Raw genomic sequence first — 15139 nt, 5'->3', positions numbered from 1 at the left:
TGTGTCTGGCAACGCGTGAAGCGAATGAGAAAATAGTTTTGGAGCTGCTGGCATATTCATCAGACACGCTCTAGTGGGAAGGGAACTGTCAGCATGATACTGATTTGTCAAGAAGCTCACACCTGACCGTCATGTCAGGTGTTTTGTTTTATGTTAGAATGGTGAAGTTATAGAAGTGAGGAGAATGAAAGGAGGGTTGTGCGATGATCTATTTGGACAACAGTGCGACGACGCAAACAGACGCCGACGTGATCAAGGTGATGGCAGATGTGATGGCCAATGTGTACGGGAATCCGTCTTCTCTGCACGGGTTGGGGGTCAAAGCGGAACGGCTGATGGAGCAAGCCCGTAAAATCATTGCTCAAGAGCTCGCTGCCAGTCCGCAGGAAATCATTTTCACCTCGGGCGGAACCGAAGCAAATAATATGGCAATCAAGGGAGTGGCCGAAGCGTATCAGCACCGGGGCAAGCACATCATCACCACCGAGTTGGAGCACCCTTCAGTCTATGATACATGCAAACAGTTGGAACAGCGGGGATGGCGGATCAGCATGCTCCCTGTTGACCATTTGGGCCGCGTCAGCCCTGAATTGGTGGAACAATCCATAACAGAAGACACTGTGCTGGTTTCAGTCATGCACGTCAACAATGAAATCGGAACCGTTCAGCCAATCAGTGAGATTGGGAAACGGTTGAGACGTTATCCCAAAGTTTTGTTTCATGTGGATGCTGTCCAATCGTTTGCCAAGCTTCCCATTCATCCCGAACAATGGGGGATTGATCTATTATCGGTGTCAGGGCATAAATTTCACGGGCCGAAAGGAATCGGCTGTTTATATAAGCGAAAAAATCTACAATTGACGCCCCTTATTGCCGGCGGTGGACAAGAGCAAGCCTTGCGATCGGGCACGCAAAATCTACCCGGTATCGTCGGTTTGGCAAAAGCGACTGCGCTCGCAGGCAAACAAAGGGATGCCTTTATGGAAAGGTGCCGTGCATGGAAGGAGTGGCTGATTCAGCGCATAACCGCTGAAATCAAGGAGGTCCGCGTCAATGGTGATCTGACCGGTAACGGTGGGGCTCCCTACATATTGAGTCTCTCTTTCCCCGGACTGAAATCAGAGGTCATCGTGCATGCATTGGAGCAAGAGGGGGTATTCGTTTCCAGCAAATCAGCGTGTTCATCCAAAAAAGAGGTTCCCAGTCGGGTGCTCAAAGCGATTGGGTTGGAGGATGAAGCGGCGGTGGGCTCCATACGCATCAGCATGGGCTTGATGACGACGGAGAAAGAGGTGCGCCATGCGGCGGAAGCCTTGCTAAAGGTGATTCCATCATTACAACAAGTGATAAAGGTGCGTAAGAGATGAAAAGAAACTGCATTTTGGTGCGATATGGTGAACTGGCCTTAAAAGGCAAGAACAAAGCGGAATTTGAAGACCGTCTGGTAAAAAATATCCGTGACAAAGTGAGAAGGTTTCCAGGCGTTCAAGTGAACAAAACCCATGGGCGCATTTTTATTGAGTTCGGGGAACAAGCTGTCGAGCCTATTTTGGAAGAAGTGTCTCAAGTGTTTGGCTTGGTAGGCATCAGCCCGGCGATTCGTGTCGCCTCTGATTGGGAAGAAATTAAAGGTGCGGTGCGGGAGTTGGTTGAGTCACAACGTGATGCCGTCCGCACGTTCAAAGTGAACAGCAAACGGGCCAATAAAACGTTCCCCCTCGGTTCACAAGAGATGAATCATCGGTTGGGTGGCTATCTGTTGGGGATGTTTCCTCAGCTCAAAGTAGATGTGCACAATCCGGAGTTGACCGTTCATGTCGAAGTACGTGGGAAATATTCTTACGTTTACGGCAATGACATCAACGGGCCGGGAGGCTTGCCTGTCGGTGTGAGCGGGCGCGTAATGTTGCTCTTATCCGGAGGGATTGACAGCCCTGTCGCAGGCTACTTGGCGCTGAAACGCGGTGCTGAATTGCATGCGATCCATTTTCACAGTTATCCGTTTACCAGCGAACGGGCCAAACAAAAAGTGATTGATTTGGCGCAGACGCTTACGCGTTACGGTGGCCGCATTAAGTTACATGTGGTGCCTTTTACCGAAATCCAAACAGAAATTAACAAACACTGTTTTGAGTCGTACTCGATCACCGTCATGCGGCGCATTATGTTGCGGATATCCGAAGAGGTGGCTAAGCGCAATGGGGCGTTGGCGCTGGTAACTGGGGAGAGCTTGGGCCAAGTGGCCAGTCAGACACTTGAGAGCATGAATGCAATTAATGATGTAACCCGTATGCCGATTTTGCGCCCGGTGATCGGAATGGACAAACATGAGATCATGAATATCGCCAAGCGCATCGGCACTTATGAAACATCGATTTTGCCTTATGAAGATTGTTGTACCGTCTTCTTGCCCAAAGCGCCCAAAACCAAGCCAGATAAAGAAGTGGCTCGTGCGCAAGAAGCGAAGTTGGACTTGGAGCGGTTGATCCAAGAAGCGGTTGATGGCGTCGAAGTGATTGATTTAGTTCCAGAACAGCCGGATGAGGAACTCTCTTATTTCTGAACGATCGCAGGCTAACGTGCCGGGAAGGGAAGCAGGCTACTTATGGTTGTACGCCTTCCTGTCATCGCGCGACCCGTTTTATCATAAGGATAGGGTGACAAGCCTCCCGGCGCCCCTTTGACCGGGGCAAGTGCCGAACCTGCCGGTGTGAATCGTTCATTTGTGTGCATCCTTGTTTCGTCCTGGGTTGGGGGATGAGGATTCGGGGTGGATGGATTTGCAGATTACTGCTAGATGAGGGGCTGAACAATGGAAGCGATTGGGTTTATGGATTTGAAATTTTGGGTTGGTTTTTTCAACATCATTATCTTGGACCTTATTTTAAGTGGCGACAATGCGGTAGTCATCGGCATGGCTGCGCGGAATCTGCCGGAACAGCAACGGAAGAAAGCGATTTTCTTTGGGGCGGGGGCGGCGATTCTGTTGCGAGCAACCTTGACCGCCGTCGCCACATATCTGTTGGAAATCCCGTTGTTGATGACTATGGGCGGGTTGTTGCTGTTGTGGATTGCCCTCAAGCTCTTGCTGGAAGAAGATGAAGGCCCTCATGTATCAGTGGGTACCACCTTGGTTTCAGCTATCAAAACGATTATCATTGCCGATGTAGTGATGAGTCTTGACAATGTGGTTGCCGTCGCTGCCAGCGCCCATGGGAACGTATTCTTGGTTCTGTTTGGACTGGCTCTTAGCATTCCCATCATCATGTGGGGCAGCGGATTGGTGGCAAAGGTGATGAATCGCATTCCATGGTTGATGTATGTCGGATCGGCCATACTGGGTTATACAGCTGGTAGTTTGATTGTCGAAGACCCGTATATTTCCAAAACATTGCTGGAAGGACAGGAAGGCTGGAGCATCGGGATTCCGATCGTATTGGCGGTTTTGGTCGTTTTGATCGGGTATACGCTCAAAAAAAACATGGGCAAACAAAAAACGGCATAGTCTGTGAAGAATGGCTTCCATTTGGGGAGCCATTCTTTATATGGTCAGGTTGAATGAAAAAAGTGGTTGTCCCATCTGGGTCAACCACTTTTTTTGGCTGGGGAAGTAGGATTCGAACCTACGCATCACGGAGTCAAAGTCCGTTGCCTTACCACTTGGCTATTCCCCATCGCCGGCATCATTATTGTATGCCGATGGGACTCATGTCATGCACCATCCATGAAATTTTTTTATTTTTATTTTTTGAAATGAATCGAATAGACGTTCTGTTGTTGGTGAAAAAAGGCAGGATTTTTCATATTAAGGTAGAAAATGTCAAATCGACTCCAAATTTGCTTGGATGAAATGGAGAGATGGGATGGTGGGGAAGAAACACGATGTCATGCACTTCATCAATCAGTTATTGACTAAAGCAAGCCAACAGCGGGCGAGTGACATTCATATTGAGCCACAGGCAACGCATGTGCGGATTCGACAACGCATTGATGGATTTTTGCTTGAGACGGATCAGATAGCCAAAGCATTTGCCAATGCCCTTATCTCCCATATTAAAATCACCAGCCACTTGGACATCGGTGAGAAACGGATGCCCCAGGATGGAGCCATGCGATGGGAGGAAAAGGATGTTTGCCTAGATGTCCGTGTGTCTACTTTACCGACGGCCCATGGCGAAAAAGTGGTGTTACGATTGCTCAAAAACGAGCAACAAGCCTATCAGCTGGATGATTTGGGGATGCAACCCGCAGAACGGGAAAGAACGGAGCTTCTCTTGCGGCGGGGAAGCGGACTCGTCATTGTGTCTGGGCCAACCGGATCAGGCAAAACGACTACCTTGTACGCCATGATTCAAGCATTAAACCGGACAGAGGCCAATATTGTCACCTTGGAGGACCCCATTGAATTGAAGCTACACGGAGTTAATCAAGTCCAAATCCGCCCAAAAGCAGGTTTGACCTTTGCCCGGGGGTTGCGGTCGGTATTGCGCCAAGACCCTGACATCATCATGATCGGGGAGATCCGGGATGAAGAAACGGCCAATATTGCGATAGGTGCGGCGCTATCAGGTCATTTGGTGCTCTCTTCACTACACACATCTGATGCCATTCGGGCAGTCACTCGCCTGGTTGACATGGGCATCGCACCGTACCGTGTCGCCGCTTCGTTGTCGGGGGTGATCGCGCAACGGTTGGTGCGCCTGGTTTGTGACCAATGCGGTGGCGAGCGGTGTCCTGTCTGCCAACACACGGGATATCATGGGCGAACGGGTGCATTTGAAGTGGTGGGAATGGATGAGGATCTGGAACAGCTGATTGCCAAGAGGGCCTCGTTGGCCGACATGCGAGCTCTTTTGCGGGAACGTGGGGTGAGGGGGCTCAAAGAAGCGGTAAAAGTGTTGGTAGATCAGAATCGGACTACTTATGAAGAATGGATGCGGGTGATCGAAGGTGTGGAGAAAGAACAAATGGAGTGCTGAACAGTACATGTTATACAGCCAGCAGATGGCCCATTTGCTGGACAGTGGGATCCCGTTGTTGACCAGCTTGGATGTGCTTAAGGAACAACGGTTGATCTCCAAACGGTTTTACAAGCGGCTGGTCCATCTGTTGAATCAGGGATTTAGCTTGTCCAATGCTTTGGAAAAGTTGGCTTTCCCTGCTCTTTTCATCTCATTCATCCGGGCGGCCGAGGAACACGGGGATTACGCACATGGTTTTAAACAATGCGAGTCTTACTATGAGACGAGAGCCCACTGGACCCGCGAGCTCGGCAAGTCGCTCATCTATCCGCTATTGGTGCTGGCGATTGCCAGTTTGGCCTTATTGTTCCTGTTGGGGGTCGTGTTGCCCCGATTTACCGAACTGTACCAGATGATGGACGTGCCACTTCCGGGACTGACCGCTTGGCTGTTTACCGTGTATGCTTCCGCAGGGGCTTGGATGCCGAAGGCAACGGTGTGGGTCGGGGGCGGATTGACTGCTTGTGTGGTGGCACGCATTGCTCCCAGGCCGATTCGAGCGTGGCTGGCTAGAGGTTTGTTTTGCTTGCCACTGGTGGGAAGCATGTTGAAACATCGGCTGACTCATTTTTTTGCCATTCAATTGGGTTCGCTTTTAAAGGCGGGGGTTCCGTTGCTTGATGCACTTCAGGCTTTGCGCAAGATGACACCGTGGCCGGTGCTCGATCGGGTTCTCAACGCCATCGTGGACAGTGTGATGGGCGGTGCCTCATTGTCGGAAGCGATTAGCAAAAGCGGTCGCGGTTTGTTTTTACCGTCGCTTGTGAAAATGGTGGCATTGGGTGAGGAAAGTGGGAAGCTCGACCAAATCCTGCTCCACTTGTCCCATGGTACGGGGATGGTCATTAAAAACCGGTTGGAGCGGTTCACCCGCAGTGCTGAGCCATTGTTCATTTTTATCATCGGCTTGTTTATCGCCGTGATCATCATCGCGATGTTTTTGCCATTATTACACCTGGTGCGGGCGATCTAAAGGAGGTGGAAGGATGAAAGGTAGAAGCTTTTTTGGTGAGAGGGGCTTTACTTTGATGGAGATGCTGATTGTCGTGTTCATCATCGGCGTGATTTTGACCATTGCGTCTCCCAACTTGCTGGTGGCAGGGGAGAAGGCTAAACGGCAGGCGGATCGGGCCAACCGGCAGATGATCGCCGCCCAAGCCGATAATTATTATCTGGAGTATGGAGAATATCCAAATGATGTGAAGGAGTTGGTGCGCCGCGGATACTTGCGTTCTGCTCCAAAATGTCCATTTGGTGGCGAATATCTGATACGACGCTCTTTGAACATTACGGCGGAGCAGAGGGTGGTATGCGCCAAATGAAGACCGGGGAACGGGGATGGACGCTGATTGAGTTGGTGATGGTTATCATCGTGTTAGGATGGATGTTTTCTATCGCTTATCCCGCTTTCGCAACCATGGGGGAACGGACAGAACGGCAATTTTTTCTTGGGGCGTTGGCCAGTGAGCTGTCTTTAGCGCAGACGGAAGCCGAGAGCAGGGAGAGGGAAGTGACGGTAATTCTTGATAACGCTCGTAAACGAATCACAGTTAGCCAAGGTACTAAACGTCAAAGAATGTTGCTCATTCCGGACAAATATGTTGTGACCAGCAATTATCCGAGGAATCAGATCATTTTTCGTGAAACTGGACAAGTGCGTGGGGGGACGATCTGGTTAAAGCGCCAAGGGGAACCGATTGGCAAAGTCGTGGTCCATGTGGCTTCGGGTCATCCAAAGGTGGAGTTGGGGCCATGAATGGGCGGGAACGTGGTTTCACCTTAGTTGAGACGATAATGGCTTTTTTGGTGTTTGGGGTTTTGACTGCTTTTGCTGTTCCCTTGTGCCGAGAATTGAATCTGCAACTTCATGAACAACAAATGGAGATGGAGATGGTTCGCATCTTGGAAGATAAAATGGAAAGTCTGGCGAGCGACGCGGGATTAGCGGGTTCGGGTGCGGAAAGGCTCCCTGGTCGGACAGAGGGAAGCGGCCCCTACCACGTTTATTGGCGGGCGGTTGAGATTGAACCACGTCTGTATGAAGTGTGGGTGGAGGTGAAAGGAAAGGATCGTGGCGGGAAAATCCATAAAAAACGCTGGGTTACGCACCGGTTTGTCGAAACGCAGTGATGACGCTGGCTTCACCTATGTGGAACTTATGATCGCCTTCATGCTTTTGCTGCTGTTGTTGCCGGCCCTGTTCTTCATCGCCCATGCGTTTGAAACCAACCTGAAGACGTTTGTCGGGCAACAGGAATTACAACTCGAGTACATGGCTTTCCGGCCCTTGGTCGAGCGAGACATTGCCCAAGCGATACATATTGTCACCATGGAAGGCGGAGTGCTGGAGCTGATCCATCCCGATGGGAAGGCTGTTCGGTACCAGACAAGCAATCGGCAAGTGATCAGGCGAGTCAAAGAGGCTGGTGCGAACCGGTTTTCAGGGGCGACGGTCGTGCTTCGGCATGTGTATTATATGGGATTTCACCCAGAGCGGCGGGGTGTTCGATTGGATATGGGATTGCAGAATTGGCTGGCAGATTTGGATATAAAGATCTTCATTGCGGGAAGGATGGGCGTTCACCATGCGGCAGACCGATGAACGTGGCATGGCGTTGCCGGCAGTGACAGCTGTGACCACTCTGCTGTTCACCTTTGCAGCTCTTGTGGCCACCATGGCTGTGCGTGCGGATAAGGCAACAAGGCTGTACGAAGAGCGGATGAGAGTCAAATACGCGACCGAAACAGGGGTTGCCAAAGTCCAACAGGATCGGTCATTGGGAAAGCGCCAGCCGGAGACGCTACTCAATGTGGGTGGCGTGATGGTGGTCGTTCAGGTCGAAGAAAAAGAAGACGGCACCTTACGAGTGGTAGCGACCGGTCACGGCGAACAGGGTGTGCGGCAAACCATTGCCGTTTTGCTGGATCAAAAGACACTGGCGATTATCAAATGGATTGGGTAACATGGTTAATAAAAAACGGAGGCAACCATGCAACACAACAAACGGCATTTGGCACTGATCGGGATGATGGGGACGGGGAAGACCACGGTTGGACGGGCGGTTTCAGAGCTGCTTGACATGACGTGGAGAGACACGGATCAGGAATTGGTGGCTAAATGGGGATGTTCCGTTGCCGAATTTTTTGCCCGTTATGGGGAAGAGCGGTTTCGAGAGGAAGAAACGGCGATGCTACGCACCTGTTTGGAAGAACAAAGGCTCCTGTTGACGACAGGTGGAGGGATTATCTTACGCGAGCAAAATCGCCAGCTCTTGACCCAATGGGCTTATGTTGTTCATCTAGACGCTGATCCTGATGAAATCATTGAGCGCCTGCGACGTTCTGAAGAGGAGCGCCCCTTGCTCCGTGGTGATCTGTCTGCACGGGTGCACGCTATTTACAAAGCCCGACGCGACTTTTATCGCTTCGCCGATTTGCGAGTGGACACGACGGGCCGCGCGGTCAGCGATATTGCGGAGGAGATCGTCCGTGCATGGCGGGAGCATGTTTAAAGGCGGACGGCATCGGCTATGCTAGTGGTGAGGTGGGGCGATATGTCTTTCAAGGATTGGGTCTGTTATCTATTGGAACGCTGGCTATGGTACGTTGAGACGCCCAAGCACGAACGGAAAGAATTAAAACAGATGAGAAGGGTGCCATGGACGGTCAGATGGTTTGGATTGATTCCTTTTTCTATGAAGATGGCCGTTGACAAACAACGGTCCCGGCTAAGAAGTCGCACCATGACTAAGCGTTCCATCAGAGAAGCTGAATGAATTGGCTCACCACAAATGAAGTTGAAAATGAAAGATTATGTGAAGGAGCAGATGATGCTCCTTTTCTTTATATATGTGTGGTATACTTTGTAATTGAAGTTTCCAAGTCCTAATTGATAATCATGAAACATGATGCCATGTTGTCGTAAAAAGGAGAGAATCCTTTATGTATCATCGTACGGAAACAAGAGTGGTTAAGGTCGGAAACATACAAATCGGTGGGAATGACCAAGTGGTCATCCAAAGCATGACCACGACCAAGACACATGATGTAAAAGCCACTGTCGCGGAAATCAAGCGTTTGGAAGAAGCAGGATGTCAAATTGTGCGTGTCGCTTGTCCGGACATGCGTGCCGCGGAAGCGATTGCGGATATCAAAAAAGAGATAAACATTCCGCTTGTTGCTGACATTCATTTTGACTATAAGCTGGCCTTGAAAGCGATCGAAGGCGGCATTGATAAAATCCGCATCAACCCGGGGAACATTGGGCGCCGCGAAAAAGTGGAAGCGGTAGTGAAAGCGGCCAAAGAACGGGGGATTCCGATTCGGATTGGAGTTAACGCCGGCTCATTGGAAAAGCGAATTTTGGATAAATACGGTTATCCCACCGCGGATGGTATGATCGAAAGTGCCAAGCATCATGTAGGCATTCTGGAAGATCTCGATTTTAAAGATATCATTATTTCCATGAAGGCGTCGGATGTGCGTTTGGCGATTGAAGCGTACCGAAAAGCGGCGGAAACGTTCCCTTACCCATTGCATCTGGGAATTACCGAATCAGGCACGCTTTTCTCCGGCACGATCAAAAGCTCTGCCGGATTGGGTGCTTTATTGGCAATGGGCATCGGTAACACCGTTCGTATCAGCCTGAGCGCCGATCCTGTGGAAGAAGTGAAAGTGGCGCGCGAGTTGTTGAAATCGTTTGGTTTGGCTGCCAATGTTGCTACGTTGATCTCTTGCCCCACGTGCGGCCGGATCGAAATTGACCTCATTAGCATTGCCAATGAGATTGAAGAATACATTTCGACTGTCAAAGCGCCGATCAAAGTGTCCGTGCTCGGATGTGCAGTCAACGGGCCCGGTGAGGCGAAAGAAGCGGACATCGGGATCGCCGGTGCACGGGGAGAAGGGCTATTGTTCAGACACGGCCAGATTGTGCGCAAAATCCCTGAAAAAGACATGGTTGCCGAACTGAAGAAAGAAATTGACAAACTCGCTGAAGAGTATTACCGCAAGCAAGCGGCCGACACCAAAGAGGAAGTGAAGGTGTGACGGTCGTTCATGCGCCCCTGTCAGGGCATTTCGTCCTGGCGGGGGCGTTTTTTCGTCATGGTGGGATGGTTATAAACTCCATGGTTTGAAGCCATACTATGAGTAGACCTCGCCATGGAAAGGAGGACAGGGAATGAGAAGTTTTGCCCTAACCTTGGTTATTATCGGAGCGTTGAATTGGCTGTTGATTGGATTGTTTCAGTGGGACTTGGTAGCGGCGATATTTGGCGGTGACACGATTCGGGAATCTTCCGCATTCAGTCGGGTGATTTACAGCTTAGTTGGCTTGGCGGGGATTTACGCTATTCGTTTCTTCTTTGATGAACGGGCGACAGTAAACGATTGAGTGACATGCGATATATGGAGCCTCAGGTAGATGCCTGGGGCTTTTTTGAATGGCACAAACTCTCTATAAAGGGGAGTTAAATGTCTAACTTAACATATGGATGAACTCTTTTATAATGGAAGTGAATACACTGCATGCGAATGATTCATACAGATGGAAATATTCTGTGCAATGCGCATCAGCAAACATGATAAATCCAGACTGGGGAGTGTGGAGAATGAACCCGATCATTGGGATCACGATGTCTCGGGAACACGAACAGCAACAGATTTTGTCAAGAGCATACAGCGATGCAGTCATCCAAGCGGGCGGTGTGCCCTTGTTAATCCCGTATACTACTTCGGACTCAGTGATTAAAGAGATGAGCCGGGTACTGGACGGCCTGTTGTTGTCGGGAGGAGGTGACATCGACCCCACATTGTTTGACGAAGAGCCTTTGCCGGGATTGGGGCGGATCGATCCCGACCGGGACGAGATGGAGATCGCGCTCATCGAACAATTCATTTCTCAAGATAAACCGATCTTGGGCATCTGCCGGGGGTGCCAAATCCTGAATGTTGCTTTGGGCGGAGGGATGTTCCAAGATCTTCCCTCACAAAAGAGTGACTTGTTGCAACACGCTCAACAAGCTCCGCGATACCATGCCTCCCACACGATTCATATCGAAGAAGGCACGCTTCTCCACCAAATTTATTGCAAGTCGGTGGCTAAGGTTAACAGCTTCCATCATCAAGCGGTCAGGGAAGTGCTGGCGCCCTTGCGAGTGAGTGCGGTGTCTCGGGATGGTGTGGTGGAAGCGTTTGAAAGCGAACAGCATCGATTTGTGATGGCCGTTCAATGGCATCCAGAAGAGATGGTGCATATCGATTCTGACGCTGCCAACTTGTTTTCGGCGTTTGTGGAAGCATGTCGGCAACAACCATAATCTTCGATGTGCATGCGAAAAGCCCCCCGATACTCACCGGGGGGCTTTGGAATTATTTTTCACCGCGCACATATTTGGCGTTAAACAAGAACAGCCACATCAACAGTGCGATGGAAGGGATGAGCAAGAATAAACCGGCAATAAAGGCGCCGACCAAGGCCCAACCCATGGTACTGTTTGTCAGCGCACTCGAAATGGTGACGTAATCATATAACAGATAAGGCATATGTGACATTCCGTAACCGAAGAAAGCGTAAGCGAATTGGAACATGACAAAGATAAATTGAATGCCTAAGTTCTGACGCTTCCACATCAGATAGACTGCGACACAGAAACAGAGGAAGGAAGCGCCAAACATCCAGCCAATGGAGAGAGCGTTCTCGAAATGAACCGGATTATGTTTGGATAAGCTCCAAAATACCAGCAGACTGGCGAGAATGGTAGGGCCGCTCCAGAATAACGTGTATTTGCGCAACAGCTCACGAGCAGCTGTGTCTCCGGCCCGATCAGCGTAAAAGGTGAGAAAGCTGGCGCTGATGTACAAAATGCTCACCAGAGCCAAGAACACCACGCTCCAAGAATAGGGGCTGGTCAATAGACGATCTGCGTGGAAAACCACTTCCGTGCCAACTTTTTCAATAAATCCACCTTCCGAAATGGTTAAGACGGTGGACAGCGAAGCGGGAATGAACAAACCGGTCATGCCGTACAAGAACATATACACGCGGCTCTGGCGGGCGCCGTAATTGGCAAAAGCGTAAAAGGAGCCGCGGATCGTCAACAGAATCAACGCGATGGAACCGGGAATCAACAATGCCGTGCCATAATAATAAGCGGTGTCTGGAAAGAAGCCGACGCAACCGACGACAAAAAAGATGAGAAAAACGTTGGTAACTTCCCAGACCGGCGACAAATAGCGACTGATGATGTTATTGATGATATGGTCTTTTTTGGTCAACATGCTGTAGTACGAAAAGAACCCGGCTCCAAAATCAATCGATGCCACAATCAGATACCCGTACAGAAAAACCCATAGGACCGTAATCCCGATGATTTCTAATTTCATGATCTTTCACCCCTTTTGTTCCCCTGCGAGCATGTTCTCAAGCTCCGCTTCAGCGGGTTGGTTTTTGAAGAGGCGATTGAGAACGACCAATGCGACAATGGTCAGGATGAGGTACAGGATAGAGAACAAAATAGTCATCAGCGCAACACTATCTGAGGTGGTCGCAGCTTTGTCCACACGCATGATACCGGTGATAATCCATGGCAAGCGACCGACCTCGGCGAAAATCCAGCCGCATTCAATGGCGATAAATGAGAGCGGCCCCCCAAGGATAATCGCGCTTAGCAGCCATTTGTTCCATTCGCTCCCTTTTTTTCTCCACCAACAGTACAGGAAGACGGCAGAGACCAGTGCCAGGTATACGCCGATCGCAACCATGATGTCGAAGAGATAATGGATGTACAGCGGCGGGTGGTTCTCCTTTGGAATATCGTTTAAACCGATCACTTCCGTTTTGGTTGAATTGCCTGCCAGGATGCTTAAGGCATTCGGAATTTTGATGGCGTAGTGAACTTCATTCGTTTCCTTATCCAGCACGCCTCCAAAGTAGAGGGGCGCTTCTGATTGCGTCTCAAAATGCCATTCGGCTGCGGCCAATTTGGCAGGTTGGTATTTGGCCAAGAACTTGCCGGAAATGTCTCCGGCCACAAATGTGAGCAAGGAGAAGATGAGACCGGCGATCATGGTTAACCGCAATGCTTTTTTATAATAGGCGTGCTTATTGCCGCGCAAGATATGGTATGCGGCGATGGCAGCCAACAAGAAGCCGCTGGTCAGATAAGCAGATGAGACGACATGGGCCACTTTTGATGGTGTGGCCGGGTTTAGCATGGCTGCGATGGGATCGATGTCCATCAGTTTGCCATCGGCGGCGATGGTGAATCCGGCTGGCGTGTTCATGAAAGCGTTTACCATCGTGATAAACACGGCGGACATGGTTGAGCCGATGATGATGGGAATGGAAGTCAGCCAGTGGATAATCGGTTTTTTAAACCTATCCCATGTGTACAGATAGATACCCAAGAAAATCGCTTCAAAGAAAAAGGCGAACGTTTCCATAAAGAGTGGCAAGCTGATGATGTTTCCAGCTAATTGCATGAATTTGGGCCACAGCAGGGAAAGCATGATCCCGATGCATGTTCCCGTCACCACACCAACAGCCACTGTGATGACAAAGCCACGGGTCCATCTTCGGGCAAGCAGGATATAGTGGGGATCTTTGGTGCGGATTCCCCAATATTCGGCAAGGGAGATGAAAACAGGTACCCCCACCCCGATGGTCGCCCAGATGATATGGAAAGCCAATGTCGTTTCCGTAAGTACGCGACTCCAGAATACTGAATCCATCCAATCACTTCCTACCTGTTCATTTTCTTTTTCATTATACGTTCACATAACTACTTTGTACACTATTTCACTAACTTTGACAACAAAATTCAACAAATAAACATCAAATCACATCGTAAATGTTCAATAATGAACATGAAAAATGCTCCGGGATACCGCGCGTCTAATCCGCTGCTCTCTAGCACACTTATTTATCCGGCATCACTGCTTGATTGTGAAAGGTCATAGCTTGGTTCGTTTTGGTGCACACTAAGCGAAAAAAAGGGAGTGCGGCGATGAACAAGAACATGCATGTCATTTTGCTGATTCTCCTGGTCGCCTTGTTGATCTCGATGCTGTCTGTACCTGTTGTGGCCGCGTCTTCTCCTGTGCCAGCGGCAATGGATGCCGATTCATCTTTTGCACCCACTTTGGTTTTGGAACATAAGGGTCAACAATGGGTTTTCCCTTTGCGAGACATTGGGTTTGACGGGATTGATCCCACTACATTGAACCGCACGTTGGCGCTGGAGTGGATAGCCGGCGTTCTCGAACGGGACTTGAATCGTCCTGCGCGCTCCGCTTACTACCACGAGCGACGGATTGTCCCAGAGCAAGCGGGGTTGATAGTGGATCGCCAACGCATTGAGGAGTGGTTTGATCGTATCCATGAGGTCATGGGCCAACCGCTCGCAGTTCCGGTCAACATAGTAAAACCCAGGCTGACAGCGGCGAAACTGCGGCGGTTGAAAGAGAAACAAATCGGAAGTTATCTTACTTATTACAATGAATGGAACAGAAATCGCGCGCACAATATTCATCTGGCGACAGAAGCGATTGATCATAAAGTGTTGATGCCCGGTGAGGTGTTTTCGTTTAATAAGACAGTTGGGCCGCGCTCGCAGGCCAGGGGTTACCGTCTCGCCCGCATCATTGTTAAAGGGGAATACAGTGAAGGGGTTGGCGGAGGAATTTGCCAAACCTCGTCTACTTTGTACAATAGCGTGGACAAGGCTGGGCTCAAGATTGTAGAACGGCAAAGGCATAGCAAACAAGTGGCCTATGTGCCGAAGGGCCGGGATGCCACGGTGTCTTGGGGCGGGCCGGATTTTAAGTTTCAAAACCAGTTGAACGAACCGATTTTGATAGTGGCTAAAGCCAGCAACGGCCGATTGCTCATTTCTATTTATGGGCCGGAAGAAATTCATGCTAAACCGCGAAAGGTTCCGGTTGCACCCAAACAGGCGGCTTTGCTGGAAGAAGTGGAATAAATTGTCGCGAGCGGTCATAAGCTAGGCTCCGTGGGCATAAATCTCAATTAAAATGGATGAATCTATGACAATCCTGCTAGAGTCATAGATTAGGGAGAAAACATCTGCTATAATGGCTTCATTGCTTAGGCTTTA

18 protein-coding genes and 1 tRNA gene are annotated in these 15139 nt (G+C 49.9%); 16 read left to right on the top strand and 3 right to left on the bottom strand.

The window, feature by feature from the left end; all coding sequences use genetic code 11:
• Nucleotides 1-203 precede the first annotated feature (203 nt).
• The 3 genes from NYR52_RS11665 (at nucleotide 204) to NYR52_RS11655 (ending at nucleotide 3505) form a co-directional block, all read left to right on the top strand.
• Nucleotides 204-1367, top strand: coding sequence for a cysteine desulfurase family protein (locus tag NYR52_RS11665; RefSeq protein WP_132222445.1), 1164 nt, complete (start codon nucleotides 204-206; stop codon nucleotides 1365-1367).
• Nucleotides 1364-2563, top strand: a complete 1200-nt coding sequence (gene thiI / locus NYR52_RS11660; protein WP_132222443.1) for a tRNA uracil 4-sulfurtransferase ThiI — start codon at nucleotides 1364-1366, stop codon at nucleotides 2561-2563. The genes NYR52_RS11665 and thiI overlap by 4 nt, the downstream gene beginning before the upstream one ends.
• 249 nt (nucleotides 2564-2812) lie before the next feature.
• Nucleotides 2813-3505 (top strand): TerC family protein, encoded by a 693-nt coding sequence (locus NYR52_RS11655; protein ID WP_259435694.1) that lies wholly within the window; start codon nucleotides 2813-2815, stop codon nucleotides 3503-3505.
• 94 nt (nucleotides 3506-3599) lie between these two features.
• On the opposite strand, the gene NYR52_RS11650 is transcribed toward NYR52_RS11655, so the two are convergent.
• Nucleotides 3600-3674, bottom strand: a tRNA-Gln gene (locus NYR52_RS11650).
• A gap of 189 nt (nucleotides 3675-3863) precedes the next feature.
• On the opposite strand from NYR52_RS11650, the gene NYR52_RS11645 reads away from it, so the two are divergent.
• From NYR52_RS11645 to NYR52_RS11590, 12 genes are all read left to right on the top strand, one after another.
• Nucleotides 3864-4979 carry a GspE/PulE family protein gene (locus NYR52_RS11645; RefSeq protein WP_158283355.1) on the top strand — a complete coding sequence of 372 codons (1116 nt, stop codon included), beginning with the start codon at nucleotides 3864-3866 and terminating at the stop codon, nucleotides 4977-4979.
• Entirely contained in the window at nucleotides 4951-5994 is a 1044-nt protein-coding gene (locus NYR52_RS11640) for a type II secretion system F family protein (RefSeq protein ID WP_259435693.1), read from the top strand. Before NYR52_RS11645 ends, NYR52_RS11640 begins: the two co-directional genes overlap by 29 nt.
• A 13-nt stretch (nucleotides 5995-6007) precedes the next feature.
• Nucleotides 6008-6343: a competence type IV pilus major pilin ComGC gene (locus tag NYR52_RS11635; protein WP_132222439.1), complete on the top strand. Its 336-nt coding sequence runs from the start codon at nucleotides 6008-6010 to the stop codon at nucleotides 6341-6343.
• Nucleotides 6340-6777, top strand: a complete 438-nt coding sequence (locus NYR52_RS11630) for a prepilin-type N-terminal cleavage/methylation domain-containing protein (protein ID WP_259435692.1) — start codon at nucleotides 6340-6342, stop codon at nucleotides 6775-6777. The genes NYR52_RS11635 and NYR52_RS11630 overlap by 4 nt, the downstream gene beginning before the upstream one ends.
• Nucleotides 6774-7151, top strand: coding sequence for a type II secretion system protein (locus NYR52_RS11625; protein WP_259435691.1), 378 nt, complete (start codon nucleotides 6774-6776; stop codon nucleotides 7149-7151). Before NYR52_RS11630 ends, NYR52_RS11625 begins: the two co-directional genes overlap by 4 nt.
• Nucleotides 7093-7623, top strand: coding sequence for a hypothetical protein (locus NYR52_RS11620; protein ID WP_259435690.1), 531 nt, complete (start codon nucleotides 7093-7095; stop codon nucleotides 7621-7623). The genes NYR52_RS11625 and NYR52_RS11620 overlap by 59 nt, the downstream gene beginning before the upstream one ends.
• On the top strand, nucleotides 7607-7984 hold the full coding sequence (locus NYR52_RS11615) for a hypothetical protein (RefSeq protein WP_259435689.1): 378 nt from the start codon (nucleotides 7607-7609) through the stop codon (nucleotides 7982-7984). Before NYR52_RS11620 ends, NYR52_RS11615 begins: the two co-directional genes overlap by 17 nt.
• A gap of 27 nt (nucleotides 7985-8011) precedes the next feature.
• A complete protein-coding gene (locus NYR52_RS11610) occupies nucleotides 8012-8533 on the top strand; it encodes a shikimate kinase (RefSeq protein WP_132222434.1) in 522 nt (173 codons plus the stop codon).
• A 42-nt stretch (nucleotides 8534-8575) separates the two neighbouring features.
• The gene (locus NYR52_RS11605) at nucleotides 8576-8797 is read left to right on the top strand and encodes a YqzE family protein (RefSeq protein ID WP_158283354.1); all 222 of its coding nucleotides are present in this window, start codon (nucleotides 8576-8578) and stop codon (nucleotides 8795-8797) included.
• A 166-nt stretch (nucleotides 8798-8963) separates the two neighbouring features.
• A complete protein-coding gene (gene ispG, locus NYR52_RS11600; RefSeq protein WP_132222432.1) occupies nucleotides 8964-10070 on the top strand; it encodes a flavodoxin-dependent (E)-4-hydroxy-3-methylbut-2-enyl-diphosphate synthase in 1107 nt (368 codons plus the stop codon).
• A gap of 133 nt (nucleotides 10071-10203) precedes the next feature.
• Nucleotides 10204-10416, top strand: a complete 213-nt coding sequence (locus NYR52_RS11595; protein ID WP_102992916.1) for a DUF378 domain-containing protein — start codon at nucleotides 10204-10206, stop codon at nucleotides 10414-10416.
• A 217-nt stretch (nucleotides 10417-10633) separates the two neighbouring features.
• On the top strand, nucleotides 10634-11341 hold the full coding sequence (locus tag NYR52_RS11590) for a gamma-glutamyl-gamma-aminobutyrate hydrolase family protein (RefSeq protein WP_259435688.1): 708 nt from the start codon (nucleotides 10634-10636) through the stop codon (nucleotides 11339-11341).
• Nucleotides 11342-11393: 52 nt separating this feature from the next.
• On the opposite strand, the gene NYR52_RS11585 is transcribed toward NYR52_RS11590, so the two are convergent.
• Complete coding sequence (locus tag NYR52_RS11585) at nucleotides 11394-12407, bottom strand: cytochrome d ubiquinol oxidase subunit II (protein ID WP_102992914.1); 1014 nt, start codon at nucleotides 12405-12407, stop codon at nucleotides 11394-11396.
• A gap of 6 nt (nucleotides 12408-12413) precedes the next feature.
• Nucleotides 12414-13754, bottom strand: coding sequence for a cytochrome ubiquinol oxidase subunit I (locus tag NYR52_RS11580; protein ID WP_132222428.1), 1341 nt, complete (start codon nucleotides 13752-13754; stop codon nucleotides 12414-12416).
• Between the two features lie 275 nt (nucleotides 13755-14029).
• Here NYR52_RS11580 and NYR52_RS11575 point away from each other — a divergent pair, with 275 nt between their 5' ends.
• Nucleotides 14030-15004 carry a VanW family protein gene (locus NYR52_RS11575; protein ID WP_259435687.1) on the top strand — a complete coding sequence of 325 codons (975 nt, stop codon included), beginning with the start codon at nucleotides 14030-14032 and terminating at the stop codon, nucleotides 15002-15004.
• The last annotated feature ends 135 nt before the right edge of the window (nucleotides 15005-15139 follow it).

The sequence above is a fragment of the Laceyella sacchari genome (assembly GCF_024927925.1).
GTDB lineage: Bacteria > Bacillota > Bacilli > Thermoactinomycetales > Thermoactinomycetaceae > Laceyella > Laceyella sacchari.
The sequence above is the reverse complement of the archived record's forward strand: the minus strand, read 5'-3'. Positions and strand labels throughout refer to the sequence as shown.